The sequence below is a fragment of the Nostoc sp. FACHB-133 genome (assembly GCF_014698055.1).
Classification (GTDB): Bacteria; Cyanobacteriota; Cyanobacteriia; order Cyanobacteriales; family Nostocaceae; genus Nostoc.
Genome location: NZ_JACJSH010000008.1, coordinates 185215 through 210031, shown reverse-complemented (window position 1 = coordinate 210031; position 24817 = coordinate 185215). Strand labels below are relative to the sequence as shown.

28 protein-coding genes are annotated in these 24817 nt (G+C 40.8%); 11 read left to right on the top strand and 17 right to left on the bottom strand.

Translation table 11 applies throughout. From position 1 onward, the window contains the following. Positions 1-66 precede the first annotated feature (66 nt). The 6 genes from H6G86_RS09700 to pedR all read right to left on the bottom strand — a co-directional run bounded on the left by H6G86_RS09700 (position 67) and on the right by pedR (position 4351). Entirely contained in the window at positions 67-597 is a 531-nt protein-coding gene (locus H6G86_RS09700) for a serine/threonine protein kinase (RefSeq protein WP_277883566.1), read from the bottom strand. A 43-nt stretch (positions 598-640) separates the two neighbouring features. Beyond that, positions 641-1735, bottom strand: a complete 1095-nt coding sequence (gene rfbB, locus H6G86_RS09695; protein WP_190934129.1) for a dTDP-glucose 4,6-dehydratase — start codon at positions 1733-1735, stop codon at positions 641-643. 52 nt (positions 1736-1787) lie between these two features. Continuing rightward, positions 1788-2783, bottom strand: coding sequence for a glycosyltransferase (locus H6G86_RS09690; RefSeq protein WP_190934128.1), 996 nt, complete (start codon positions 2781-2783; stop codon positions 1788-1790). A gap of 114 nt (positions 2784-2897) precedes the next feature. Beyond that, entirely contained in the window at positions 2898-3599 is a 702-nt protein-coding gene (locus tag H6G86_RS09685; protein ID WP_190934127.1) for a DUF6391 domain-containing protein, read from the bottom strand. Then, a complete protein-coding gene (locus tag H6G86_RS09680) occupies positions 3596-3796 on the bottom strand; it encodes a hypothetical protein (RefSeq protein ID WP_190934126.1) in 201 nt (66 codons plus the stop codon). Before H6G86_RS09680 ends, H6G86_RS09685 begins: the two co-directional genes overlap by 4 nt. Positions 3797-4087: 291 nt before the next feature. After that, on the bottom strand, positions 4088-4351 hold the full coding sequence (pedR, locus tag H6G86_RS09675; protein WP_012410583.1) for a photosynthetic electron transport-dependent transcriptional regulator PedR: 264 nt from the start codon (positions 4349-4351) through the stop codon (positions 4088-4090). Positions 4352-4714: 363 nt separating this feature from the next. Between pedR and H6G86_RS09670 the strand changes: the two genes are divergently transcribed. Continuing rightward, positions 4715-5692, top strand: a complete 978-nt coding sequence (locus H6G86_RS09670; RefSeq protein ID WP_190934125.1) for a carbohydrate kinase family protein — start codon at positions 4715-4717, stop codon at positions 5690-5692. On the opposite strand, the gene H6G86_RS09665 is transcribed toward H6G86_RS09670, so the two are convergent. The 3 genes from H6G86_RS09665 to H6G86_RS09655 are packed head-to-tail and all read right to left on the bottom strand — an operon-like array spanning position 5689 to position 8106. After that, complete coding sequence (locus H6G86_RS09665) at positions 5689-6453, bottom strand: HIRAN domain-containing protein (protein WP_190934124.1); 765 nt, start codon at positions 6451-6453, stop codon at positions 5689-5691. The two genes, H6G86_RS09670 and H6G86_RS09665, sit on opposite strands and share 4 nt — an antisense overlap. Then, on the bottom strand, positions 6450-7385 hold the full coding sequence (locus tag H6G86_RS09660) for a HipA domain-containing protein (protein WP_190934123.1): 936 nt from the start codon (positions 7383-7385) through the stop codon (positions 6450-6452). Before H6G86_RS09660 ends, H6G86_RS09665 begins: the two co-directional genes overlap by 4 nt. Positions 7386-7428: 43 nt before the next feature. Continuing rightward, positions 7429-8106, bottom strand: coding sequence for a polysaccharide deacetylase family protein (locus tag H6G86_RS09655; protein WP_190934122.1), 678 nt, complete (start codon positions 8104-8106; stop codon positions 7429-7431). A 40-nt stretch (positions 8107-8146) separates the two neighbouring features. Here H6G86_RS09655 and H6G86_RS09650 point away from each other — a divergent pair, with 40 nt between their 5' ends. From H6G86_RS09650 to H6G86_RS09640, 3 genes are read left to right on the top strand one after another with little or no spacing between them, the layout of a single operon-like run. Further along, positions 8147-8377 carry a hypothetical protein gene (locus H6G86_RS09650; RefSeq protein WP_190934121.1) on the top strand — a complete coding sequence of 77 codons (231 nt, stop codon included), beginning with the start codon at positions 8147-8149 and terminating at the stop codon, positions 8375-8377. 42 nt (positions 8378-8419) lie between these two features. Then, the gene (locus H6G86_RS09645) at positions 8420-9262 is read left to right on the top strand and encodes an RnfABCDGE type electron transport complex subunit D (protein WP_190934120.1); all 843 of its coding nucleotides are present in this window, start codon (positions 8420-8422) and stop codon (positions 9260-9262) included. 28 nt (positions 9263-9290) lie between these two features. Further along, positions 9291-10664, top strand: coding sequence for a DUF2330 domain-containing protein (locus H6G86_RS09640; protein WP_190934119.1), 1374 nt, complete (start codon positions 9291-9293; stop codon positions 10662-10664). A gap of 116 nt (positions 10665-10780) precedes the next feature. Here H6G86_RS09640 and H6G86_RS09635 read toward each other — a convergent pair whose 3' ends face one another. Continuing rightward, positions 10781-10969 carry a hypothetical protein gene (locus H6G86_RS09635; protein ID WP_190934118.1) on the bottom strand — a complete coding sequence of 63 codons (189 nt, stop codon included), beginning with the start codon at positions 10967-10969 and terminating at the stop codon, positions 10781-10783. On the opposite strand from H6G86_RS09635, the gene H6G86_RS09630 reads away from it, so the two are divergent. Next, complete coding sequence (locus H6G86_RS09630; protein ID WP_012410578.1) at positions 10961-11611, top strand: hypothetical protein; 651 nt, start codon at positions 10961-10963, stop codon at positions 11609-11611. The genes H6G86_RS09635 and H6G86_RS09630 overlap by 9 nt on opposite strands. A 143-nt stretch (positions 11612-11754) precedes the next feature. Here H6G86_RS09630 and H6G86_RS09625 read toward each other — a convergent pair whose 3' ends face one another. Continuing rightward, the gene (locus H6G86_RS09625; protein ID WP_190934117.1) at positions 11755-12693 is read right to left on the bottom strand and encodes an alpha/beta fold hydrolase; all 939 of its coding nucleotides are present in this window, start codon (positions 12691-12693) and stop codon (positions 11755-11757) included. A 317-nt stretch (positions 12694-13010) separates the two neighbouring features. Here H6G86_RS09625 and H6G86_RS09620 point away from each other — a divergent pair, with 317 nt between their 5' ends. From H6G86_RS09620 to H6G86_RS09595, 6 genes are all read left to right on the top strand, one after another. Continuing rightward, positions 13011-13163, top strand: a complete 153-nt coding sequence (locus tag H6G86_RS09620) for a lmo0937 family membrane protein (RefSeq protein WP_012410576.1) — start codon at positions 13011-13013, stop codon at positions 13161-13163. A 90-nt stretch (positions 13164-13253) separates the two neighbouring features. Then, positions 13254-14159, top strand: a complete 906-nt coding sequence (locus tag H6G86_RS09615) for a shikimate dehydrogenase (RefSeq protein ID WP_190934116.1) — start codon at positions 13254-13256, stop codon at positions 14157-14159. Positions 14160-14606: 447 nt separating this feature from the next. Further along, a complete protein-coding gene (locus H6G86_RS09610; RefSeq protein WP_190934115.1) occupies positions 14607-15245 on the top strand; it encodes a GDSL-type esterase/lipase family protein in 639 nt (212 codons plus the stop codon). Positions 15246-15282: 37 nt separating this feature from the next. Then, a complete protein-coding gene (locus H6G86_RS09605; protein WP_190934114.1) occupies positions 15283-15510 on the top strand; it encodes a type II toxin-antitoxin system Phd/YefM family antitoxin in 228 nt (75 codons plus the stop codon). Beyond that, positions 15507-15887 carry a type II toxin-antitoxin system VapC family toxin gene (locus H6G86_RS09600; protein WP_190934113.1) on the top strand — a complete coding sequence of 127 codons (381 nt, stop codon included), beginning with the start codon at positions 15507-15509 and terminating at the stop codon, positions 15885-15887. The genes H6G86_RS09605 and H6G86_RS09600 overlap by 4 nt, the downstream gene beginning before the upstream one ends. A gap of 92 nt (positions 15888-15979) precedes the next feature. Then, positions 15980-17254 carry a RuBisCO small subunit-like domain-containing protein gene (locus H6G86_RS09595; protein WP_190934112.1) on the top strand — a complete coding sequence of 425 codons (1275 nt, stop codon included), beginning with the start codon at positions 15980-15982 and terminating at the stop codon, positions 17252-17254. A 232-nt stretch (positions 17255-17486) separates the two neighbouring features. Here H6G86_RS09595 and H6G86_RS09590 read toward each other — a convergent pair whose 3' ends face one another. From H6G86_RS09590 to H6G86_RS09565, 6 genes are all read right to left on the bottom strand, one after another. Next, on the bottom strand, positions 17487-18239 hold the full coding sequence (locus H6G86_RS09590) for a hypothetical protein (protein WP_190934111.1): 753 nt from the start codon (positions 18237-18239) through the stop codon (positions 17487-17489). A gap of 1214 nt (positions 18240-19453) precedes the next feature. After that, positions 19454-19825 carry a C6orf136 family protein gene (locus H6G86_RS09585; RefSeq protein WP_190934110.1) on the bottom strand — a complete coding sequence of 124 codons (372 nt, stop codon included), beginning with the start codon at positions 19823-19825 and terminating at the stop codon, positions 19454-19456. Positions 19826-20193: 368 nt separating this feature from the next. Continuing rightward, a complete protein-coding gene (locus H6G86_RS09580) occupies positions 20194-21420 on the bottom strand; it encodes a pentapeptide repeat-containing protein (protein ID WP_190934109.1) in 1227 nt (408 codons plus the stop codon). Between the two features lie 342 nt (positions 21421-21762). Further along, positions 21763-22470: an actin-binding WH2 domain-containing protein gene (locus H6G86_RS09575; RefSeq protein WP_190934108.1), complete on the bottom strand. Its 708-nt coding sequence runs from the start codon at positions 22468-22470 to the stop codon at positions 21763-21765. A 38-nt stretch (positions 22471-22508) separates the two neighbouring features. Then, positions 22509-23216: an actin-binding WH2 domain-containing protein gene (locus H6G86_RS09570; RefSeq protein WP_190934107.1), complete on the bottom strand. Its 708-nt coding sequence runs from the start codon at positions 23214-23216 to the stop codon at positions 22509-22511. A 23-nt stretch (positions 23217-23239) separates the two neighbouring features. After that, the gene (locus H6G86_RS09565; RefSeq protein WP_190934106.1) at positions 23240-24787 is read right to left on the bottom strand and encodes an FAD-dependent monooxygenase family protein; all 1548 of its coding nucleotides are present in this window, start codon (positions 24785-24787) and stop codon (positions 23240-23242) included. Positions 24788-24817 lie beyond the last annotated feature (30 nt).

Sequence of the window (24817 nt, the reverse complement as noted above, 5' to 3'; positions counted from 1 at the left end):
CAGAGAAGGGAAAATATAGTACACAGCGTATAAGATTTAACTCCAATTCTTCTGCTTAATTTTTTGTTACATACTTATAAATTTTTCCCACGGCTTACTTACTGCGCCAAAATCAACTAAATAAATCCGATTATCTTCGCCCCAGATTAAATTACTCGGTTTTATATCTCTATGTAACACCCCTGGATTTAACTCATGTAGATAGATGAGAATATTTAAAATCTCACCAGCGATTTTTCTCGCTCGCTTTTCAGTAAACCTTTTGCCAAGAGCAAGTTTTTCTTTAAGCGACTCACCAGGAATATATTGTTGTATTAAGCCAAACCAGAGAGTGCGATCGTCGATACAAAAATAATCTATATATCTAGGAATGCGGGGATGACTTATTGTTTTAAGAATTTGTGCTTCCCTCTCAAAAAGTTTTAAATCATCCCACTGTATAGTACCGCCAAAGGCTAAAAGTTTGACCACAACGGTCGAATTTTCGCCATCAGAGGCTAGTAAATCCTTTGCAAGCCAAGTTTGACGAATTCCATTGTTACCAAGTTGGTGTTGGATTTGATAACGATCTTGTAATATCTGTTCTGGTTGCAGCATCTTACACCTGCTGGCAGTTTACGCCGATCTGATTCCCTTATATTCAAGGATAGTCATTATCTAGAGAAATTGTGGGAATGAGATAATTTTTGCGATAGTAAGCTTGATATTCCGCAGACAGCAGAGGTTCCCACCAATCACGATGATTGAGATACCATTCAACAGTTAAACGTAAACCCTCAGCAATTGTTACAGAAGGTGTCCAACCAAGCTGAGTTTTAATCTTGTTCGCATTAATTGCATATCTCCGATCGTGTCCCTGTCTATCCTTGACAAAAGTAATCAAATCCTTTGCTGGACGTATTGGTAAATCAGGTGCTAATTCATCCATCATTTCACACAAAAGCTGCACCAGGTTGAGATTTTCCACCTCATTGTTGCCACCAATATTGTAGGTTTCCCCTGGTTGACCATGATTGATTACCACATCCAAAGCACGACAATGATCGACCACATAAAGCCAATCCCGCACATTTTTACCATCGCCATAAACAGGTAATGGTTTACCTATTAAAGTGTTGATACACATCAGGGGAATTAGCTTTTCGGGGAATTGATAAGGCCCGTAATTATTAGAGCAATTTGTGATAATGGTAGGAAGTTTATAAGTATGATAATAAGCCCTGACTAAGTGATCACTACCAGCTTTGGAAGCTGAATAGGGACTATTAGGAGCGTAAGGTGTAGTTTCCGAAAAAGCTGCATCATCTGGGCTCAAACTACCGTAAACTTCATCAGTCGAAACGTGTAGGAAACGATAATCAGATGGCTGTGCTTTAGCCTCCCAATATTGGCGAAAAGCTTCCAGCAGTGTGAAAGTTCCCACCACATTAGTTTGCACAAAAGCCGCCGGCCCAAGAATCGAACGATCAACATGAGATTCAGCAGCAAAATGGGCGATAGTATCTATATTTTCAGTTGATAATAGGTTGTCTATGATGGTGCGATCGCAAATATCCCCCTGCACAAACCGAAAATTCTCTCTTCCCTCAACCTCCGCCAAATTCAGACGATTCCCCGCGTATGTAAGCGCATCCAACACCACCACCCGGTCATCTGGATAAACCTGACACCAGTGATGGACAAAATTCGCCCCAATAAACCCCGCACCCCCAGTAACTAATAACCGCCGACTCATTCCATTTCCTCTCTTCTCTCTGTGTTCTCTGCGCCTCTGCGGTTCATTTATATTACTTAAAATATTTCTTCCTCAGCTTTCCATATATCCTCTGAGCGAGTAATTTTGCCATACGTATTCTCGTCAAACTCTTAATATTAGATGGCTGTTGGATCTTGTGATCAAAAAACTCATTTAACTCATCCAGAATCACTTGGAAACGCTTAATAATATTGTCAGTCCGATGCTCAGTCAAAAAATCTTCAGATAAACTAAAAGTTGCTGAAGAATCAATCACTTTCAGAATACGTTGCACATCATATTCTTGAGAATATCCAGCAATTTTATAGCAATTAAATCCAGGATCTAAGTAATCTGCCAGTCCTCCGTTAACACTAGAAAATACTTGACAACCACAGGCAAGAGCTTCCATTGGTTGTAGACCAAATCCTTCACTAACGCTCTGTTGTGCCCAGTACTCAGCCGAATCATAGAGGTAAACCTTAGCTCGGTTAAACAGTCCGGGTAAATCCTCTATGTATGAATCAACAACCAATACTTTACAACGTTTTTGCAACGCTGGAATCAATTCTTTAATTAAATACTCAGAAGATTTTCGAGCCTGGACTAAAACATCGATATCCCGTTCCAGACCTAAATTTTGGAATTCATCAGAAATTTGATTGGGCAAATAATAAATCAGAGAATTAGGTGATTTTTCTCCCCAATATCCCATTGTATAGCGGCTAACAGTAACAATCGGAATACTCGCAGGTAGTCTAAATGGATAACCTGGACTATGTGCATGATAAACCACATTGTATTGCTTAAGTTTAGCCACAAGTTGAGCTATATCAAATCCCCAACTAATGACAAAAATTACATCACTTAAATTTTTCTCTTTTAGTAAATCATCAATAAAAAGCTTATCTTTTTCTCGCTGACGGTAAGTTACAACGTCAGCACTACAGAAATTCTGAGCTAGATTAAGTGCTTTTAACTCAGCCCAAAGACCACCACAGGCAAATTTGCCATCTGTACCGGGGAGTAAGAAGTAAAGTTTTCTCATAATTTAATTAGGGAATTGGGCATTGGGAATTGGAAATTGGGAATTGGGAATGGGTTAATAATCAATAGTCCTTCTTCCCCTGCCTCCCCTGCTCCCCTGCTCCCCTGCTCCCTCTCATTCTTGCCAACCCACTTTAACAAAATGTGCCTCACGCCCCCAAACGTCTCGTGTACGGGTAATATTTTCAATTGCTAAGTTAAAAGGAATGGCAGTTGTTAGGTAACGCTGCGCCATAAAACCTAAATCAGGTGCGAGTTCAGCAGCTGTCGTCGCTGCTAACCCCAAACCTATAAGTTGCTCGATTGGTCGAAATGGTAGTAACAGATGTACACTAACAGCTAGTCCAGCGGTTAAGAGCATTGCTACCGATAAATTTGTGCCGCAACGGGGATGTACAGCTAAATCCCATTCTCCATTGGTGAGGCGATGTCGAGCAAGTGCTACCGCACGGCGCAAATCACTAATATTTACTTCACCATAAAGGTAAAATCCATGCTCAGTAGACAAACCGCCTAATAGTTCGTTATCTGGTTGAACGTTAGTAGCTTTTCCTTTAGCAGGTTGGCCACTTTGTGAATCACTAAGAACCCAAACAGTAGCGTGTTCTAAGGCGTGAACCTGCCGGATCATCAAAATTTCTTTCAACCCTGGAATAAATGATAGCTGCCTGAGTAAGTCAGCATCTTGTGTGGGTTGGGGAAAGTCTAAGGGACGGTATTCTGGGTTCGGAACTTTCTCAGATACAGGTACTCTAAAATCAAAGTTAAAAAAATCAAAGGGAGACGAGCCACCCTGAAAAGAAGCAGAAGTATTCATTGGAACACCACTCTCCAAGCCGATGGAGCAATATAGATTTCTCTCAAATGTAACGCTTGCACCACTGAATTGTTGCTAATTTTTGTGGTTAATTGTTGAGTTTGGGTATCAAGTATGGGGCATGGGGCATTGGGAATTGGGCATTGAGAAGAGACATAGTTTTGTAGCTTGGGTGCAGCTTTAGCGTAACCCAACATAAAATTTGGTGGTAATGTTGGGTTGCGTTTTACTCCACCCAACCTACATAAATATATCTTTTAAAAAACTCTAGGTTTCAACTAGGTTTCAACATAGATGAGGTTTAGTTTCCGAGTCCGAGGGTCAGCTGGCTCCACTAACATAAACTCCGGCTGAGTGAAGGACTCGGAACTTTTGGTAGAGCGTTCACACTGAAAACTTAGGCGTGGGGAGGGAAACAATCAGTCAACCTCAAAATTGGCTTGCAATTCTACCAGACCATAGCAATTAGGTTGCTACTAGTAAATTGTTTATTCGATCTGGTTAGGGAGAAGACAGCAATTGACATCATTTAAGCAGACTTTGCCCCACTGTAAGGCCCAGCGGACAAGAGCTACTCGATTTTCGGTCTCAGTCTTGGTCAGAATATTGCTGATATGGTTATCAACTGTACGCTTGCTAATCTCCAGTTTTCCTGCAATCTCTTGGTTAGTTAAGCCAGCGGCCACTAGGTCGATAATTTGCAGTTCTCTGTCTGACAGACTAACGGGGGTCTCAGACTTGCCACCAGCCATGACTATTTCTATCCTCCTTTGGTATATCTACTTAATCACTCTTTCTAATTCTAGAAGATTCTTTTGTTGGTAGGGGTTTCAAGTATTAGCAGTAATACTATTGTCAATATTTTCTTTGGATTTCAAGTTGGCAAGAATATAAATCTCGACAATATACAAGTATTATACAACACTTATTTTTGCCTGTAGATTGGTATAAATGTTTAGATAATTTCGGTGGTAATTAGAAGCATATAGATGTTATGGAGTAGTAAAAATTGCTATTTAATTCTATGAAGAACTGGCGACAAGTTAGCAAAAATTGTTGTAGATTTTATACTGTAAATTCTTAATCCAAAATCGAAATCTCAAATCTAAAATGAAATGAGCAATTCCCGTGTTTTGTGCCTCGGTGAAATTTTGTTTGATTGTTTAGCCGATCAATTAGGGTTAAAGCTGGAAGAAGTTAAATCCTGGACTCCCTATCCAGGAGGCGCACCAGCTAACGTAGCCTGTGCTTTAGTCAAGCTGGGGACGACAGCAGGATTTATCGGAGCCGTTGGTGAAGATGAACCAGGAAATGCACTAGTCAAGCTATTACAAGATGTAGGTGTAGATACGACGGGGGTACAACGTCACCCCACAGCACCAACGCGGCAAGTTTATGTTACACGGGATCTGGCTGGCGATCGCACCTTCGCCGGATTTGGTCAGTATGACACCGCAGAATTTGCCGATACTCGCCTGCAAGCCAAACAATTGCCAGATGTGCTGTTTCAAGAGGCAGATTTTCTGGTTTTGGGTACTTTGGAATTAGCCTATCCTGAAAGTGAACAGGCAATTTACCGCGCCCTAGAGTTAGCAGAACATTACGATCTGAAGATTGTTCTAGATATCAATTGGCGGCCTGTATTTTGGGACGAGCCAAAAATCGCTCATCAAAAAATTCCAGAATTATTTAAGCGAGTAGATTTCCTCAAACTCTCCAAAGAAGAAGCTGAATGGCTATTTGAAACCGCAGATCCTGGAGCCATTACTTACCGCTTGGCTTCAATTGAAGGAGTGTTAGTAACAGATGGCGAAAACGGTTGCACCTACTGTCTGGGTGAGAACGAAGGCAAATTACCTTCCTTTTCTATTCCCGTAGTTGATACTACTGGTGCAGGAGATAGCTTTTTGGCAGGATTCATCCACCAGTTGAGTCATTACGGCATCCACAGCTTGCAGGATGCTGAAACTGCAAAACGCATCGTCACTTATGCCAGTGCTGTTGGGGCACTGACTACCATTAAACCAGGTGCGATCGCTTCCCAACCAACAGATGCTGAAGTTGAAGCTTTTCTAGCCTCACATCAACTTTAGGAATTAGCACAACTAGCAGGAATATCAGCCACTAAAGGCTGATACTCCCGACTAGAAAATGGACGAAAATTATTATGCCATTCTGCTGTCATATTGCACAATAAACGTAGTTGGAGAGGTGTCGGTGCTGGATTAACGCGCTCAACATGTACTTTTACAAGTTCAGGATTTTTGCTCTTAAGTTTAAAAACATCATCCACAATATACCGAGGACAATAACCTACGATGTGATGATCCTCAGTACATAAGAGCAATGCACGGGGGTCATAGGGATTTTGAAATTCGTTAGCTAAATATAACAGTTCACCCGTTTGTAATTGACTAATCCGTTCTATTGCACAAGCGGGAAAGTGCCGCACTCCGTGTGCAAAAAAATGGATATTATATAAACCATTGTCATTTAGTTCTGGGCAGGGGAAAATTTCAAAATTATCCGTTGCTTTGCGTCCACCACTACGAGCAAGAATAGTAATTGGCTCGTCCTCATGCTGAGGAATATTTAGCCACTCAATATAATTTTTATAATCTGGGCGAGAACGTCGCATTAATCGATTGGAGAACAAGGGAAATAATTCAACTGATGTGTATACTTCCTTTAAGTCAGGAAAAGAGATCAATGGTTGAAACCCGCACTTGACTTGAGCTTCTGTAGCACCATACGTGTAAATAAACTGGTATTTAATATCATCAAAGGTTAATCGACCAATGGGAAACCAAGCACGACTTTTTGGATCTTGCCAAGCTAAAAACAATGTTTTCATAGTAGGGTGTCTTGCAGTTTCAGTAGCCTGCTTTGATTGAATTCTAATATTTTCTGTGCAAATTCAATTGCTGTTGGCGATATGCGTTCTGATGGGATACGGCTAAAAATATCTAACGTATCATTGCTTGACACCCTTGCTAAATTATCCAACCATACTCTGGCTGCATTTGGATAGCGCTGTTGAGCTTCACGAAACGCATCAACAGCCTTGAGAGGTTTCCTATCATTAACATTAGCATAAAGTACAGAATTACATTTTTCCGCATACCCCGTGACAGATTTATTGTTAAGCTTTAAATGTCGTTTTTCATCTAGCAATTCCCTACCCATGCTAGAGGCATGGTCATAAGTTGGTGCTAAATAAATTTTCTTTTCCAAACTGATGACAGCCCAGTTTTCATGGTGTCGATCAGAGTTGCCTATCCAAGCATCTAACAATAAGTATCCAACAAAAGTATGCACGGCAGTCATAATGCCATGCGGTGGTGTCCAATTGAGAGGCAGATTTACCGAAGAATCTCCAATGGCATTAAATACAATATCGATTGTGTGTTGAGATGGGTTTTTTGAGTATCTTGGATAGTTAGACACTACTCCCGCTAGGATCTCGTTGCCAAGGGTAAGCCTACTAAGGGGAACCCTTTCCTCTTCAGGTACACTTTCATCTTCAGGTAAAAATGATGGTGAAATAGTCCCTCTCTCGCTATTAAATGTAGCTAGTTCATAATCAGCATGGGGTAGCTCTAGTAAATCGGACAACTCAGATGCAATCTTCTCTGACCAATCCTCTCCTGTATTTGGTCTAGCTTTCTTGTAGAGACAAAGACCTAAATCCTGATGATGGAACCAGAACTTTTCTTTTGTTCCCAAATCCTCAATATCCTCAGGAGCATCTGGGGGAACCTCAATGATAGGAAAATGTTTTACCATAATTTATCTTGAAATCCTCCCAACAAGTTGCTGAAATCCCTATTTAGTTAGTCTTAGCTTGCTGCCATAGGGTATCAACAGTTACAAACTCATAACCTTGTTGTAGCAGTTGCGGAATGAGAATTTGAATTGTGGCAGCAACATCTTGTCCACCGCAAGCACCATCATGCAAGACAATCAGTGAACCATTTTTGACCTGCTGCATAATTCGTTCTACCACAGTGATGATACCCGGTCGTACCCAATCTTCTGGTACAACGCTCCACATAACTGAGCGGTAATTCCACTGGGAAAACAATTTTAAAGTAGCAGGTGTAAATAAACCATTGGGGGGACGCACATCCCGCACTTGGTCAGGTTGTAAATTGCAGGCATTGTAGATGGCAACTTGGGTTTTTTCTAAACTATCCTTTAATTCATTGAGGGAAAGCATGGGAAAAGAACGATGATCGTAGCCATGCAATCCGATCCAGTGACCGCGATCGCTAACAGCTTTGGCGATCGCTGGTGAACGGTTGACGCAAACACCCAACCAAAAAAAACTAGCTGTAATGTTGTAACGATCTAATACTGCCAAGACTTCTGGTGTGTATTGCGGATGGGGCCCATCATCAAAAGTTAATGCGATCGCTTTAGTCTGAGGATTTCCACCCCAAAGGCAATTGGGAAAACTCGGTTGGAGAATGCGATAGAAAACTGGGAACAGAGGAGCTAGCTGCATTTGCGTTTATCTGCTGCTGACAACTTTTTGTAGGTGTTGCTTGCGAAACTGCGATGGGCGTTCGCGGAGCGTCTCCGACAGGAGAAGCCCCGCCGTAGGCGATCGCACTGCATACATACAATGCCTCAATATTCTAGCCAAATTATCAGAACACAAAACTTCGTGCTTAGAACTCGAAACCCTAAGCAATATCAAGCGATGGCATGAACTTGCTAGTCACTTTGTAACAAAATCTGTAACAGCATTAGTATTTGAGCTATCACTCGTCTAGATTGATGAGAAATCTACGCGTAATCCCGGAATCAAAGGATTAATGTTGCTCAAAGATATACGAGATTATCAAATTCTATTTCTCGGCTTGTTCCTAGTATTGGGAATCGGTACAAGAGATTGGACGCTGCGGCCAGAGTTAATTGGGGTAGCGATCGCCACAAGTCTAGCAACCCAATGGATCTTGTCATTAGTTACTGGCAAAGAACAAATGGCAAATCTTCGCAGTGCTTTAATTACCTCTCTAGGACTGGGACTGCTATTACGGGCTGATTGCTGGACGACAATGGCAATCGCCGCAGCAATTGCGATCGCAAGTAAATTTATCTTCCAAGTTGGCGATAAGCATTTCTTTAATCCCACCAATTTTGGCATCATATCTGCCTTGATTTTGACCCCCGATGCTTGGGTTTCGCCGGGACAATGGGGTGAAGAGTGGTGGTATGGGCTATTATTTGCCGGCACTGGTGGCATGATTTTGCAGCGCGTTGGTCGCTGGGACACCACAGCAGCTTTTTTAGGTTCCTACGCCTTGCTAGAGGCGATTCGCAATCTCTGGCTGGGTTGGACTTGGGATGTTTACTGGCACCGATTGATGAGCGGGTCTTTGCTGTTGTTTGCCCTATTTATGATTACAGATCCGCGATCGATCCCCAATTCCCGAATTGGGCGGGTAGTTTGGGCAATCTGCATCGCCGGATTAACTTTTATCCTGCGGAATTATTTCTTTATTTCCACAGCAGTTTTCTGGGCGCTGTTTGCCCTTGCACCATTGACCATCCTGTTAGATGTTCTGTGGTTAGCCCCAAGGTTTGCTTGGCAAGAGGTGGATGAGGGAGCAGGAGTAGGGGAAGTGGGGGAAGAATTTCTCACTCAGCACTCCTAACTCAGCACTAAAAAAGTAGAGGTATAAAATGAAGTTTTTTCGACTCTTAACGCCATTATTGTTGGTAATTGTAGCTGTTTTCTGCTTTGCACCAGCAGCTTGGGCATTTTGTGGATTTTATGTAGCTAAAGCTGATACAAAACTGTATAACAAAGCTTCTCAGGTGGTGATAGCGCGGGATGGCGATCGCACCGTCCTAACAATGGCAAACGATTTTCAAGGCGAAGTCAAAGATTTTGCAATGGTAGTACCAGTGCCAACAGTGGTACAAAAAGAGCAAGTTCGCGTCACTGAACCCAAGATTATTGAACGCTTAGATGCTTTTAGTGCCCCGCGATTGGTAGAATATTTCGATCCAGATCCTTGTGCCCCAGTTTACCCCCAGGAGTTATCAGCAGCACCAGCGCCAGCAGCAAGAATGGAGGCGGGGAATGCAAGGGACGATCGCAGTTTGGGTGTAACAGTCGAAGCACGTTTCAACGTCGGCGAATACGACATCGTGATCCTTAGTGCTAAAGAATCTGGCGGACTAGAAACTTGGCTCCAACGCAACGGCTACAAAATTCCTAGAGGTGCGAAACAGTTACTAAAACCCTATATTCGCTCCTCAATGAAATTCTTTGTTGCCAAAGTCAACTTAAATAAATTCGAGAAATCTGGCTACCAGTTCCTTCGTCCGCTACAAATTTCCTACCAGTCACCCAAGTTCATGCTGCCAATTCGTTTGGGCATGATTAATGCCACGACAGAGCAGGATTTGATTGTCTACATCCTCTCGCCCCAAGGACAGGCAGAAATCACTAACTATCGGACGGTGAAAATCCCCTCCGACACAAATGTTCCCTTGTTTGTCAAAGATGAATTTGGTGATTTCTACAAATCAATGTTTCAAACTGCCTACACCAAAGAAGACAAGAAAGTAGGTTTTTTAGAATACGCTTGGAATATGGGTAGTTGCGATCCTTGTTCTGCCGAGCCTCTAACCCCAGATGAGCTTAAGCAAGCAGGCGTATTTTGGCTAGATGATAATTCTCCAAGTGATGTGCCAGTATCCCCAAGCTTTCGTCGTCCCTTTCCGAGAACTAGCGTCTTCATCTCCCGATTGCATGTCCGCTACACCCGCGACAAATTCCCTGAAGACTTGATATTCCAACAAACTGCTAACAGTGAATTTTTTCAAGGGCGTTATGTTTTACAACATCCGTTCCAAGGAGAACTCAAATGTCAGGCAGGTAGAGAATATAAGCGGTCTTTGCCCAAGCGTTTTGAACAAGAGGCGCAAACTCTGGCTAAACTCACAAATTGGAAGATCCAAGACATTCGCAACAAGATGAAACTGAGTGTTGGTAATCTGACATATTCTTGGTGGGAAAATTTATTTTCTTGGCTGGGATTATATTGAGGCGACTGAGGACTGGGGAAGAGCAAGGGAGCAGGGGAGTCAGGGGAGCAGGGGAGCAGAGGGGACAGGGAGAATTATTCAAGTTTCTCCCTTGTCTCCCCCCTCTTCCTTGTCTCCTATGTCTCTTCTTGATGCCCCATTCCCAATGCCCCATTCCCAATGCCCAATATCTTGATGCCCAATGCCCAATTCCCAATTCCCAATTCCCAATGCCCAATATCTTGATGAAAGGTAATTTTTTGTGGCGTTGTTATACGCAATACTAAGATATTCTTGCTTTCTGCCTCAAGATTGTCATGGTTCAATTCGATGAACAGCTACGCCGCTTAGTTACCGAAGCCTGTGGACACCCACTTGGAAGTCCTCAGCGTCAGAAGCTGCTCACGCAAATTATTCGCTTGACAGCAAATAGACTCTGGAGGGAAGGTACTCCCTACTATCAAGATGCACTACAACAAACTTGGCTGTATTTCTGCCGCAATGTTTGTGATGGCTTGACTGGTCAAATCTATGACCCCAACTATGGGAGTATCATCACCTGGCTAAATGCTTACCTAAAACGTAGACTACAAGACTTTTACATTAACCAGAACCGAGAACAAGCCACAACAGTGCCTCTTCGGGTTCGTCAGTCTACATCGGGTGGAACAAGCGAAACAATCGATCCTGTAGATAATCTCCCCGCTAGCCCCCAGGCACCTCCCATTCTGGAAGACTTGGAAACATGGGCTCAGACCGATTCTGAAGGAGAACTGCGCCGTACTTGTATTAAAGGACGACCAGATGTCAATTGTCAGGTGTTAATTCTTAAACGCCTACCCCCTGAAGTTAGCTGGAAAGAATTATCTGAGGAGTTTAGCTTGTCAATTCCGACGTTAAGCAGTTTTTATCAGCGCCAATGTATACCACGTTTGCGTAAATTCGCGGAATCGGAGGGATTGTTTTAAACAAGGAAGAAGGAGAGCCAGTTCGTTGCAAACTTTCCCAAAGATAAAAAGACCTCTCCCTGGTTTGACTAACCAAAATCTATCTTTCTCCAAGTCGGAAAGGGACAGACTTTAATAGAGTTCAAGACAGTGAGAGGTTATTATTAATTGTTGATAGATAAAACCCAATCGCCTAAAAGTTGATTTACTCTATCGGGTACTTCATCATGGGGACAATGACCGGCTGTTAAAAAGTGTTCCCTGAGTTCAGGATAATATTGACGAAATTTTTGAGAACGTTCTCTAGCATTCATCCAAGGGTCAGCTTCTCCCCACAACATTAATAGAGGACAAGTTAATTGCTTTAGTAGCACATCAACTTTTTCCCCTTGAGGAGTGCTAAAGACTGAAACAAACACATCCAACGCACCAGGATCGTAAGCAGGGCGAGAAATTTCTTCTATTAATTGGTCTGTAATGGCACTCTTGTCAAGATAAACTTTTTCTAGAGTTTGGCGAATTACCCAACGTTGTCGCACGTACTGAAATAACAAAAACTGGGCTAAAGGTTGTTGAAAAATCCATTTAGTGCCGTCACCAAGAAGTTTTTGCAAATTAGCCGATTGTTTAGGAGCCTGAATTTCTGATTGTAAAGCTTCAGGCTCAGATGTAGGCTGCCTTTCGCTAAAAGGCCCGGCGCTATTGAGCAAAACTAAACCAGCAGCACTGTCAGGACGCTGTGCTGCAACACACAAACCAGCATAGCCACCAAGGGAATTACCCGCTAATACTGCTTTTTGACCAATTACTTCACTGATAAAATCATGAAGTTGGTCGCGCCACAAGTCGCCACTGTACTGCAATTTTGGTTTTGCCGATCGCCCAAATCCCAAAAGGTCGATCGCAAATACTTCAAAATCTTGACACAATCCGGTGATATTCTTGCGCCAGTGGTCTGTGGAAGCACCAAATCCATGTACCAAAAGCAACGGCGGACGTTGCGCTTGCTTCTCTCCCGCACGCACATAGTAAACGTTGTGCCCGCGCCACTGCCAATATTTACCAGGAATTGGGGTTGTAGAGGGGGCTGTAGTTGCCTGCATGATTCAAAGAATTGTTAAGTAGCTTTAATAATTGTAGTGTAGAGCAGAGGGTTAACTTTTGACTCTTGACCTGAGAAGAAAAGGATACAAGCCCCTAAAATTATTTATGGGGATTGTAATTTTGAATTTTGAAAGTGCTGCTACTATATGGCAGAAGTATATAAATCTAGCTATTCAAAAATAATAAATCCTTGCAAATTACTTCTTAAGAAAGATGATTTAAATTTCTCAATCTATCTTAAGGCAAATAGGATAAAACTCGAGTTAGACGATAAAATATCTGAACAAATAAAAATCACTTTACTAAAGGTAAATATATGTTAGGTATACTTTGGGGTATTGTTGTTGTACTGGTTGCTTTTTGGGCATTAGGATTAGTACTTCATATTGCTGGAAATTTAATTCATGCAGTATTACTTATAGCTATTGCGCTTGCCATTTACAATTTTTTCAAAGCCCGTGATGTGTGAGATTTGGGTAAATATGTAGTGATAATAAAGACTGGAATCCTTGCGTTATAAGAATGGAGCAGGGAAAAATCACTACTGATTTATTGACAAATGGCAAATGACAAATTGATTACAGGTAAAACTAAACTGCTAGGGGTAATTGGACATCCGGTGGAACATTCGCTGTCGCCAGCAATGCATAATGCTGCGTTAGCGCAGCTCTTCGAAGACATCGCGAATTTAGGATTAGATTATGTTTATCTTCCCTTTCCCATAGCACCAGAGAATTTAGAAGTAGCGATCGCAGGCTTTGCCGCTATTGGTGTTGTCGGCTTTAGTGTTACAATCCCCCACAAACAGGCAATCATACCCCTGCTCTCAGAAATTACCCCTCTTGCTCGAATGATAGGGGCTGTGAATACAGTTAGTCGCCAAAATAACCAATGGGTGGGGACAAACACAGATATAGAAGGATTTATCGCCCCTTTGCAGACAACCTATAAGCAAGATTGGAGTCAGAAGGTAGCGGTAATTTTAGGCAATGGTGGCGCAGCCAGGGCAGTTGTAGCAGGTTGTCACCAACTAGGTTTTGCGAAAATTTATGTTGTTGGGCGGAATGTGCAGAGATTACAACAATTCCGTGATAGTTGGAGCAATTCACCTATAAGTGAAAATTTGCAAGTTCACCAATGGGAGGAACTTGCAAAGCTAATTCCCCAAGCTAATCTGCTGGTAAACACAACTCCCATAGGGATGTATCCCAAAGTTGATGAGTCGCCTTTGAGTGGAGAGGAAATAGCGAATTTACCAACAGGTGCGATCGCTTACGATTTAATATATATCCCTAAACCAACGCAATTTCTAAAGCAAGCTGAAAAACAAGGTGCAATTGCCATCGATGGCTTAGAAATGCTAGTCCAGCAAGGGGTAGCAGCATTAAAAATTTGGTTAAAACAGGAAAATGTACCTGTAGAAGTGATGCGTCAAGCTTTGCAAAAGCATTTGGGTTTAAGTTGATAGAGAAATAATTTCCCTGAGCTAGTAGTCTATCGCAAAAGTTTTGATAGATTTGTAGTGAGCGATTTATCGCTCAAATCAAGGACTAAAGTCCTTACTACGAACTTTTATAACCCTTCAGAATTAATGCGATAGACCACTAGCCTCGAAAACTTTTGAAGATGAGTTAGAGTTTGCCTATGCTGTGATTGATGGAGTTCAAACTAGAGAAGAGAAGGGAAATTACAGTACACAACGTATAAGATTTAACTCTAACTCTTCTCCTTAATTGTTTGTTACATAGTTATAAATTTTCTCCACGACTTACTTACTTCATTATTTAAAGTATAGAGAAATACCCGTTTTCCATGATTCATCCCGCATTTATGCAACGCCGATTTTTTTTTGAAATGCAGAGGGGCGCAGAGTTATTCTCTATGTGCCTCTACGTTTTTTAAGAGAGTAATAATGCTGCCAGAAGTAAGAATTTGTTTTGTTGGTGACTCCTTCGTTAATGGCACTGGCGACTCAGAATGTCTTGGTTGGACAGGGAGAGTATGTGCAAATGCTAATAAAAAAGGTTATGACATTACTTACTATAATTTAGGAATTAGGCGTGATACGAGTAGTGATATAGCAAAGCGTTGGTTACAGGAAGTATCACTTCGTTTGCCCAAAGAATATGATAGCAGAGTTGTGTTTTCTTTTGGATTGAATGACACAACAGTAGAAAATGGTAAAACTCGCGTAGATTTGGTAGATTCTATCAGAAATGCCCGTGAAATTTTAATTAAAGCCAAATCGTTATATCCTGTTTTGATGATTGGGCTACCACCATACGAAGAACGAGAAGATCCAGGAAGAAAGCAGAGAATTACTAATTTATCTAAGCAATATGCTTCAATTTGTAAAAAATTAAATGTACCTTATTTAGACATTTTTCCGATATTAGAAAAATCTAATATCTGGATTAATCAAGCAAGAGCTAATGATGGTGTTCATCCAAGAGCAGGCGGTTATGCAGAATTTGCCCAAATCGTGGAAAATTGGGACGCTTGGTTAAATTGGTTTCCTTTGAACTTAATCGAGCATTCAAAGTTAGGATAGTAATAGCACCTAATTTTTATATCCAAAGGTGGTAACTATGCAGCAAATTACTCTAGCTGAAGCATCTAAAAATCTACCCAACTTAATTGAAGCAGCACTCGGAGGTGAGGAAATTATTATTATCAAAGATAATCAACCTTTGGTGAAGTTAACTCCTGTGCCGCCACTTAAACACCATCCTAAGTATGGTAGTGCCAAAGGACTTATAACAATATCTGATGACTTTGATGAACCATTAGAAGATTTTAAGGAATATATGGAATGAGGCAGCTACTGGACACTCATATTTTTATTTGGTTTGTGATGGGTGATCCAAAAATCAGCGTTAGTATGCGATCGCAAATTGAAAATAATGAAAATTTACTGAGTATTGCTAGTGTTTGGGAAATGGCAATCAAGCACAGCATTGGTAAACTCAACTTTGATTTAGCTTTTGACGAGTTTATTGAACAGCAAATAATTAGGAATGGTATTGAATTAATGCCAATCACCACAAATCATATTAGTATTGTTGCCACACTACCTTTACATCACCGTGACTCATTCGACCGAATTTTAATTGCACAAGCACTCGCAGAAAATATACTTATACTGAGTGCTGATAAAATTTTTGATCTATATCCAATAAGACGTTTATGGTAGGTAGCGTTGCTTTTCTACCAAAAGATAAATAAACAGTCATCACCAAAAAAACTTAACATTACTTTAGGCAGTGCTAGGCAAAGATAATTATTATGGGTTACTACATCGCTCCCCGCTTTTTGGATAAACTGGCTGTCCACATCACTAAAAACTTTCTAAAGCTTCCTGGTGTGCGAGTTCCCGTGATTTTAGGTATTCACGGACGCAAAGGAGAAGGCAAAACATTTCAATGTCAATTAGTCTTCGAGAAAATGGGTATCGAGGTGACTCATGTCTCTGGTGGCGAATTGGAAAGTCCAGATGCAGGAGATCCGGCGCGGTTGATTCGGCTGCGCTATCGGGAAACAGCAGAACTGATCAAAGTACGCGGCAAAATGTGTGTACTGATGATTAACGATTTAGATGCGGGGGCTGGACGCTTTGATGAAGGCACTCAATATACTGTAAATACGCAGTTGGTGAATGCCACACTAATGAATATTGCTGATAATCCCACAGATGTGCAGTTGCCGGGAAGCTATGATTCCACACCTTTACATCGTGTACCGATTATTGTCACAGGTAATGATTTCTCTACTCTCTATGCACCGTTAATTCGGGATGGAAGGATGGAGAAATTTTACTGGGAACCAGACAGAGACGACAAGGTGGGAATTGTCAAGGGGATTTTTGAACCTGATGGGCTGTCACAGAAGGAAGTTGAACAGCTAGTTGATACATTTGTCAACCAATCCATTGACTTTTTTAGCGCTTTGCGATCGCGCATTTATGACGAACAAATCCGCAACTACATCCATAAAGTAGGTTTTGAGAAAGTATCCTTGAGTGTGGTTAACAGCACCGAAGGGCCACCAGAATTTAAAAAACCAGATTTCAGGCTGTCTCACTTAATAGAGTCTGGTAACTTCCTCGTTGGTGAACAAAAACGGGTGGAAAATTCCCATTTGGTTGACGATTACAACCGACTCAATCGAGGTAGAAATTCTCAATCTGCACAGCCTGCTGCTGTAACACCAATTAATCAGCCGTCAAGCAATGGTGCAGCTCAAGAAGCAAAAACTAATGGATTCCAGAAACAGGAAGTATCAAGCCCACATTTAACCCTAGAGACACAAGAACAGATTCGGCAATTATTATCTCAAGGTTACAAAATCAGCATTGAACACGTAGATGAGCGCCGTTTCCGCACAGGTTCTTGGCAAAGTTGTGTTCATAGCCACATTGATGCCGAGTCTGATGCAATCTCAAACTTAGAGGCAACTTTGGCAGAATATAGCGGTGAGTATATTCGCTTAGTAGGTATTGATCCGAAAGCCAAGCGGCGGGTTTTGGAGACAATTATTCATCGTCCGCATGGGAAAAATTAGGAATAGATAATTGAGAAAGAGCGATCGCTTTTGTCAATTCTCAAACAACTGGAAAAATATGTTTCCTCAATTTTGGGACTTACGCAAAAAATAGCCCAAAGCTTGATTTTTTAGTAGGGACAATACCCTGCGGGTACTAACTCGTAGAGTAGCCGCAAAGCGTCTACATTAATTGCCCCTACCGCCTGTCGTTTTGCGTAAGTCCTAAATTTGATAGCTGAATCCTTATACCTTAACTACAGGTAGCAGCTGAAGCCGAGTTAACCCTTGTTAAATCGCTAGTGAATACTGCTGTGTATATATAAGGAGATGCACCAGAGCAAGTCATGGAGTTGGTATTAGTGCGGCGGGGAGTCCACCATGACTTTGCTTGCACAGTTAAATTTGTGCCATCCCATGATAGGCTTCTGACAACTAAAGAGTTTGTATTTCCATTATCCGCCTTTTTAGCAGATAAAAATGTAGCATAGTAAACCTCGCCATTGGCTGGATTAATCCGGGCTATAACTGCGACTTTTGGCCCGCCTCCACTACCATAGCTAGACAACCAGCGCCCGGTTGCAAAGCGGCGAAAATCATTACCAGTCTGACTGCCAGTGGAAGAGTAAACGCCGTATAAAAAATTTCCCCCAGTCCAATACAAACCGTAGCCTGTACCGTCGTCATTTGTTGTTTCGTAATCAGTCCTACACCATGTTTTAATACCATTATTAAAACGGATAGTTATAGGGTTTTTGTTATTAGATGAGACTTGCTGATAACCAATGTAAAAGGCTGAACTTCCACTAACTACTCTGGCCCCATTCTTAGCTTTGATTGTCGCTTCACTATCATTGCAACTAAATGTCACAGCATTCCCAATAGACGAATTTACTATTTCGGCAAAAGCTGGAGGGACATTTTGTGTGAGGACTAAATCAGCTACTAATACGACAGATAAAGAGAAACCTGCCAAATACTTTTGAAATTTTTGAGAATAAATCATGATATAAATCTGCCGAGAAATTGTAAGGGAAAAACACCGTATCACTATAAACTCTAATGAGAGTTTAGACAAGCAAAATTGTTGAAATTCGCAGATAGCAACATTTGCAGCATTACGATAAATGAGGCTAGACTACAAAGTGCTTAACAGAATATGCATGACACTGCATGGTATTAACTGTATATAAAGTTTTCTTATCCAAAGAGCATCATTGAATAGATTGATGATCAATTCAGAATCTAGATGCTCTCTAAGAAATGCTGCGTGGGTATGTTGTTCGCCAAGCTAGACTAGACTTGCGCCTCGTGTCACCACCAAATCATAGATGTGGTGAGGGTACAAAGACTTCATTGATTAAGAAGATTGCATACTTGCTACTACTGTGCTATTCAATTTTTAAGCCAGAATTAATTCTCAATTCTGATTCTTCACTCTTGAATTCTGTTTGATAAATTGCGACAAATGCTTTTAGAGAACAAATAATATTTGTTCCTTTTTTATCTCTATTGTTAGAAGATTGAATTCATATTTGAATCCATTGATTTCAGTCCAGCCGATCTTAAGTCAGCTTTTTATAGAATATGTGATGTCCGTTTTTGGAGGAGACATAGATATATTCCTTAAATAGGGTTCTAAAGTTAGTTTGGCTTAGTCAAGCTGTTTTTTGGTTCAGTAAAATTCGTGAATAATTTTATTTCTCATAAAACTAATACATTAATCTGAGTAATTTCTCTTAATTCAGATATTGGATCTAGTTTTTTGGGCAATTGCTTGTTAGTGATGAATATCGAAATATTCATCATAATGGCTCGATTTCGTCTTATTTTATCGATACAGAGAGCGGGAATAGCTGATTACAGGCTCTGCTTGCAGTGATAGATTAATTCAGAATGTATTCCCATACTCCGTATGAGAATGAGCAAAAAAGCAAAACTTCATCAAGCTACTGGTCTATCGCAAAAGTTTTGATAGGTTTGTAGTAAGCACTTTAGTGCTTGAATATTTGAGGACTAAAGTCCTCACTACAAACGTATTTACCACTCATAACTAATGCGATAGACCACTAGGTTTTTAAGACTTGTGTATACACTGTAGTCTTCTAAAAACTGGGGGATAACTCTACAAAAATTGTCTGTACACCTAAGTTGACAAGGAGAGATATGGTATTTTGGGCTGGAGGTTAGGTATATATTGGACTAATCAACCCAGAAGCGCTAGAAATGCTGCTTCACCACGTCTAAGGGTGAACAATTCCAATAATCGATATGGGAGACAATCAAACCATCAGAGTTAAGACCTAATTCACTCCAACCAGGAATAGAAATCCGTGGCTTCCAGGGGAGAGGAGTATTCCAACTGAGTGTCCACTCAGTTTTGATTGTGTCTCCTAAACGTTGAATATTATGTAAGTCCATCTTGGGATCTAAAAACCAAGTTTGGATAAAATGAATCATTTTTTGATAACGTTTCACACCACGAAATTTATTCAGTGGGTCTTGAAAATAAACGTCTGGAGCGTAAATGCTGTAAGTTTGATTGACTGGGAATCTTTGATAGTCTTCTTTGAGAATTTCAATGATATCCATAATAGTCGCTTTATATTCGATGTCCTCGCTGATAGAGGATATCAGGTTTTTGGCAACTTTATAGTTTTGGGTACTAAATTCAATACAGTTAAAATAGCGGTTGGAAATCGGGTCTATACAAACAAAACCCGCGTAGGCGGGTTAAAAAACCTTAAGTTTCTCTAGTCAGAGAAGCCGGACTTTGTTTCTTAACTGCGTACTCCTACGGTGAAGCAAGCTACGCGTCAGCGTGCCGGAGACTTTTTATGAAGAAGGGGAAGGGGGAAAGGTAAAAACCGTACTGCGTCCCGCTCCGCTAACGCCCGCAAGTGGCGCGACAATCATCATCCCTTTTCCCTTTCCCCTTTAACCTTTTTCCTTTTATTTTATTAATGCCAATGTTGGGGTATGTTCAGATTTTCCGGTAAGATTGTTGTGCGATCGCCAAATGCCTCTTCAATCTGCTGTAATTCTAGGTTCTCACATCCGCTCAAGTTTGCCCTAAAGAGATTAGTTTCTTGGAGGTTGGCATCTTGCAGATTAGCTGTACTGAGTAACACGCCTTCTAAGTTGGCCCCAGCAAGTTTTGCGTTTTGCAGGTTACTGCCAATCAGGTTTGCATCTTGGAGGTTGCTACCCTCAAAGTTGGCTTCAAAGAGGTTAGCATCACAAAGAATTGCTCCTTCCAAGTTGGCATCACAAAGAATTGCTCCTACCAAATTAGCATCACAAAGAATTGCCCCTTCCAAGTTGGCATCATAAAAGATTGCCTTCGAGAGGTTTGCTTTTCTGAGAATTACGCCTTGCAAATTGGCTTCTGGAAGGGTTGCCTTCGAGAGGTTGGCTTCATAGAAGACTGACCCACAAAGATTGGTTATTGATAGGTCTGCCTCTGAGAGATTTGCTTGTGTAAAATTTACCCATTGTAAGTTAGCTCCTACGAAAATTGCCTTAGAGAGGTTGGCTTCCGTTAAGTCTGCATTACTGAGGTTTGTATTGCGTAAATCTAGTTTTTGATTTACTGGATCTTTATGTGAATCGCGTCGTCCAATAACAGTTATCGCTGTTTGAATATCTGTAGGAAGTTTTGACGATACCTGTAATTCATCCTCATATTTTTGATTTACCGGAGCATTCTCGCGGATAAAAGCAGCGAGAATTTCCATAATTGTCCAATGATCTTTCGGAGAATCTTTGGCAATTCGTTCTAAAGCATAAATTGCGGCAAATCGCGTTTCAATTTTTTCATTTCCTAGTTGTTCAATTGCTTTAGAAAAGCGTTCGGGAACAATTTCTTGGGGAGTTGGTTGCTTGTAATTGATACTAGTTACTATGTTGTTATCCCAAGCTAGTGTCCCAGCAAGGATCTGCATTAACAGACTCTGATTTTCATCCAAAGAGAGTCTGGATGTATAGTAAGCATTAATAATTAATGCTAGTCCTCCAATAATGATCGCAATAGTTGTTAAGGCTTGAGTGATATATTCTATTTTTTCTTGGTTTGAAAGTCCTTGAATATTTTCAAATAAGGAAAAGATTAGAGTTAAAGAAAAAATAAATATAACTGAGATAAATACCAGCAAAATCGTGAGTCCATTTGTCTTTATGAAAGACATGTTATAAGTCTTCACATTTGACTCCTTACGGAAATAAATTTAGGTTGATTTTAAGAGCATCCGTAAATATCTGATAGCGTACAAACACGGAACTACTTGATATATACTTAAATCTATTTCATAGAAATTATCTATAAAATATCTGATAACTTATTTTGTAAACATCCTCTGAAATGCGGCTTTTTGGGCTTGTTTGCGATCGCAAATACTGACATGATGAGTAGATTGCTGCGGATAGGCCCAATTAAGCCTCGACTGCGGTGAGTGTTGAAGCTTAGTGCAATCGAGGCTTCAGTAAAAGTGTTTCCCTGTGAATTTAGACAGGGGGATTTCCGCAATATGTTAACGCAAACCTAAAATTTCGGAAATTGCCGTAACAATATCCAAATAAAAGTTCCCTTTTACTGCGCGAAACAATTCAAATTTAGAATCAGGGGCACCAAAAAATGGTCTAAGAAACCATCCTAACTGCATACCAACAAAGGCATAAAGTAATAACCAGGATCTTAAAATAGTGGTGCGGGTTTTTTTACCGACTTCATCTTGTTGAGAAAGTAATTGCATTCCTTCATACAGGAATTTCACACCAAAGATGCCTGTAATACCAAAAATTAGCACATTCAATAATTTGAAAAATTGATATGAATCTGGTGTAGTGATGAGAAAAAATAGTGTAACTGGTGCCAAGCTAAATAAAAGTACGCTAATCACTGATACAGATGTGAGTAATACAACGAAATGCTGTAAAACACTGCTCCGAGAACCAAACAAAACATTAAAAAAGAACAAAGTCGGAAAACAAATAATCAGTGTGATTAAATAGAATACTGGAAGTTTAATCGCACCAGATAATGCCTGTGCCCAACTGTGAGATGCACCAATAATTGCTCCATAAAGGGCAAAGAATATAGAACTAGATACAAACAAAGAACTGATTTTATTTTGTAATCTTATTCCCTGACGGATTTCTTCTAAAAAAGACTGGCGATCGCGCAATAAATTAACCAAAACACCAAATTGTTGAATTCCGCGATTTTTCTTATCAAGCATAAATTTATCTGTTCTATATTTTGTTGAATTACTAATGACTAATTACGAATTCCTAAAAGATAGCCAATAGCTTGAATAACGCTCAAATAGAAATTACCTTCTCTTTCGCGGAATAGTTCAAAGGTAGAACCCGGTGTGCCAAAAAACGGTCTGAGAGTCCATCCTAACTGACTACCTACGAAAGCGTAAAGAAATAGCCAAAATTGCAAAATCTTCTGGCGTGTTTTACTACCTTCATCATCTTGTTCTAAAACTAAACTTGTGGCCTGATATAAAGACGAAATACCAATAAATCCAGTTAATGCAAAGATGAATACATTTAACAGAATCAAAAATTGGTAATTATTCGTGGTAATCAAGAAAAATAGGGTGATTGGTGCAAAGCTAAATAAAAGTACGCTTGTAACTGAAACCGCAGTTAATACTAATGCTAAATGCTGTCCAAAAGTCCGCTTGGAACCAAAAATAATATTAGCAAAGAACAACGTCGGGATACAAATTAGGAGTGTGATTAAGTAAAGGGCTGGGAGTTTAATGGCGGAAGACAAAGCTTGCATCCAGCTATGGTATGCACCAATGATTCCGCCATACGCGGCAAGAAATAAGGAACTGCAAACCAGCAGAGAAATGATTTTAGTTGGTAATCTCGTACCTTGGCGAATTTCCTCTAGAAAACCTGGGCGATCGCGCAGGAATCCAATCAGGACTGCAAAGTATTTGATTCCTAATGATTTCCGTTCAATCATGTTATCCTCACACTGATAAAATTCTAAGTTTCATCTGAGTAATCACCGCCAGAACCATACTTCCAGGCATCAATCAAACGATGCCAATAATATTGTTGTTCATTTGGTTGATTATTAATCCATGTTTCTAACATTGGACTCGACCAAAACAAGGCAGTATATACACCTAAATTACCGTAATGTAACGTCCAATCTAATAAACTTCCCAAACCTACTTGCGGAATGATTTTGGCAACGATTCCCGGATGAGATAAACCAGTTTTTAACAGTGTTTGGGTTAGTGCCGAAAACTGCACTATATCCTGTAAAAATGGTTTCAACACTGGTGTACCCAACTGTTGCATTTCTTGAAATACTGCCGAGAGGAGTTGGTTAATTTGATCTGGGGCAATTTTCTGATTTATACCAACACTCATCGCTTTTTGAAACAACCAGGTAACAGTCAGGCTTGGCTGATAGGGTTGCAGCAGTGCTAAAGCTTTTACAGATAATTGTTCTGTTTCTAGCGCTTCGTAAATGCCATAAGTTAAACGCTTCAGGTGACGCACCATTGCCCCAAAACCACCAAAACTCAAGGGAGACTGACTACCACTGCTGTCTCCGGCTGGTAAAATGCGATTCCAAGGAGTTTTGAGAGGACTTTGCCGATAGGTAGGAAAGAAGCCAAATAGCGCTCGTTGAAATTTTAACTTGCTCAATTCCACTCCCTGATATTCTGGTAAGAGACGCAGATATTCTTCAAACAAAGTTTCTAAACTCAAACGTTGGGGATGTGCATCCATGTAGGTAAACAAATAAGTGGTTCTGCCATCCCTGGCTGGGAAAGCTTCCCAGAAGTACTGACATTGATTTTGCAAAGGCGTAAATGATAACAACAAGTCGCCTGAGTTATTTTCCGCAAAACCTTGGGCACAACTTCCAACAACTAAGCACAGCGCGTCTGGTTTTTTGCCTTGGCGTGCTTGTTGGGTGATGGGTGAAAGATGTCCCATTGCGTCGATTAATAACCGAGTTTTGAATTGGTTATTTACCATCACCCCATCTTGATGAACGATCGCTTCAGTAAAGGGTGTATTTTCTAACAACTTTCCACCCACGGCGAGAAATCGGGTCTTCAATGTAGCCAGGAGATAAACTGGATCTACGCCGATATTCAAGACATTTTCTACCCAAACTTCTGTACCGCCATCAAAACTAACTCGCGCCGGGTTATATTTAGTTGCGATCGCAGTTTCTAATTCATCCTCAGTCAGCAAGTTTAATTCCACAAACACATCTAATTCTTTCCGAGAGATATTCCACTCTTGTTCTCTCCCCCGTAAAATACCCCGTTCCATCAACGCCACCCGCAGTCCCTTCACTGCCAAGGCGCAACCAATTAAAATACCTAAAGTGCCACCGCAGATCAGCACATCAAAGTCTACAACGCCTAAAGGTTGTTGATTTTCTTTAACTAACTGTGGTGCAGGTGCAGAGTTTTCGCGCAGAGATGTGAGGATGCGATCGCCTTGGCGCAATCCTCCTAAGACATCGCCTGGTAATTGGGAAAGAATTTCTTCAGTTAAAGACATCGGGTTTAATTCCAGCAAAGTTACTAGTAT

What these genes read in the sequence shown, in the direction of transcription:
- H6G86_RS09630 (WP_012410578.1), top strand. Translation starts at nt 10,961, where the DNA reads ATGGTTCAATTCGATGAACAGCTACGCCGCTTAGTTACCGAAGCCTGT.
- H6G86_RS09565 (WP_190934106.1), bottom strand. Translation starts at nt 24,787, where the DNA reads ATGTCTTTAACTGAAGAAATTCTTTCCCAATTACCAGGCGATGTCTTA.
- H6G86_RS09625 (WP_190934117.1), bottom strand. Translation starts at nt 12,693, where the DNA reads ATGCAGGCAACTACAGCCCCCTCTACAACCCCAATTCCTGGTAAATAT.
- H6G86_RS09655 (WP_190934122.1), bottom strand. Translation starts at nt 8,106, where the DNA reads ATGCAGCTAGCTCCTCTGTTCCCAGTTTTCTATCGCATTCTCCAACCG.
- H6G86_RS09685 (WP_190934127.1), bottom strand. Translation starts at nt 3,599, where the DNA reads ATGAATACTTCTGCTTCTTTTCAGGGTGGCTCGTCTCCCTTTGATTTT.
- H6G86_RS09640 (WP_190934119.1), top strand. Translation starts at nt 9,291, where the DNA reads ATGAAGTTTTTTCGACTCTTAACGCCATTATTGTTGGTAATTGTAGCT.
- H6G86_RS09665 (WP_190934124.1), bottom strand. Translation starts at nt 6,453, where the DNA reads ATGAAAACATTGTTTTTAGCTTGGCAAGATCCAAAAAGTCGTGCTTGG.
- H6G86_RS09615 (WP_190934116.1), top strand. Translation starts at nt 13,254, where the DNA reads ATGGCAAATGACAAATTGATTACAGGTAAAACTAAACTGCTAGGGGTA.
- H6G86_RS09600 (WP_190934113.1), top strand. Translation starts at nt 15,507, where the DNA reads ATGAGGCAGCTACTGGACACTCATATTTTTATTTGGTTTGTGATGGGT.
- rfbB (WP_190934129.1), bottom strand. Translation starts at nt 1,735, where the DNA reads ATGAGTCGGCGGTTATTAGTTACTGGGGGTGCGGGGTTTATTGGGGCG.
- H6G86_RS09670 (WP_190934125.1), top strand. Translation starts at nt 4,715, where the DNA reads ATGAGCAATTCCCGTGTTTTGTGCCTCGGTGAAATTTTGTTTGATTGT.
- H6G86_RS09690 (WP_190934128.1), bottom strand. Translation starts at nt 2,783, where the DNA reads ATGAGAAAACTTTACTTCTTACTCCCCGGTACAGATGGCAAATTTGCC.
- H6G86_RS09610 (WP_190934115.1), top strand. Translation starts at nt 14,607, where the DNA reads ATGCTGCCAGAAGTAAGAATTTGTTTTGTTGGTGACTCCTTCGTTAAT.
- H6G86_RS09585 (WP_190934110.1), bottom strand. Translation starts at nt 19,825, where the DNA reads ATGGATATCATTGAAATTCTCAAAGAAGACTATCAAAGATTCCCAGTC.
- pedR (WP_012410583.1), bottom strand. Translation starts at nt 4,351, where the DNA reads ATGGCTGGTGGCAAGTCTGAGACCCCCGTTAGTCTGTCAGACAGAGAA.
- H6G86_RS09590 (WP_190934111.1), bottom strand. Translation starts at nt 18,239, where the DNA reads ATGATTTATTCTCAAAAATTTCAAAAGTATTTGGCAGGTTTCTCTTTA.
- H6G86_RS09645 (WP_190934120.1), top strand. Translation starts at nt 8,420, where the DNA reads ATGTTGCTCAAAGATATACGAGATTATCAAATTCTATTTCTCGGCTTG.
- H6G86_RS09575 (WP_190934108.1), bottom strand. Translation starts at nt 22,470, where the DNA reads ATGCTTGATAAGAAAAATCGCGGAATTCAACAATTTGGTGTTTTGGTT.
- H6G86_RS09700 (WP_277883566.1), bottom strand. Translation starts at nt 597, where the DNA reads ATGCTGCAACCAGAACAGATATTACAAGATCGTTATCAAATCCAACAC.
- H6G86_RS09605 (WP_190934114.1), top strand. Translation starts at nt 15,283, where the DNA reads ATGCAGCAAATTACTCTAGCTGAAGCATCTAAAAATCTACCCAACTTA.
- H6G86_RS09595 (WP_190934112.1), top strand. Translation starts at nt 15,980, where the DNA reads ATGGGTTACTACATCGCTCCCCGCTTTTTGGATAAACTGGCTGTCCAC.
- H6G86_RS09660 (WP_190934123.1), bottom strand. Translation starts at nt 7,385, where the DNA reads ATGGTAAAACATTTTCCTATCATTGAGGTTCCCCCAGATGCTCCTGAG.
- H6G86_RS09580 (WP_190934109.1), bottom strand. Translation starts at nt 21,420, where the DNA reads ATGTCTTTCATAAAGACAAATGGACTCACGATTTTGCTGGTATTTATC.
- H6G86_RS09620 (WP_012410576.1), top strand. Translation starts at nt 13,011, where the DNA reads ATGTTAGGTATACTTTGGGGTATTGTTGTTGTACTGGTTGCTTTTTGG.
- H6G86_RS09680 (WP_190934126.1), bottom strand. Translation starts at nt 3,796, where the DNA reads ATGTTGGGTTACGCTAAAGCTGCACCCAAGCTACAAAACTATGTCTCT.
- H6G86_RS09570 (WP_190934107.1), bottom strand. Translation starts at nt 23,216, where the DNA reads ATGATTGAACGGAAATCATTAGGAATCAAATACTTTGCAGTCCTGATT.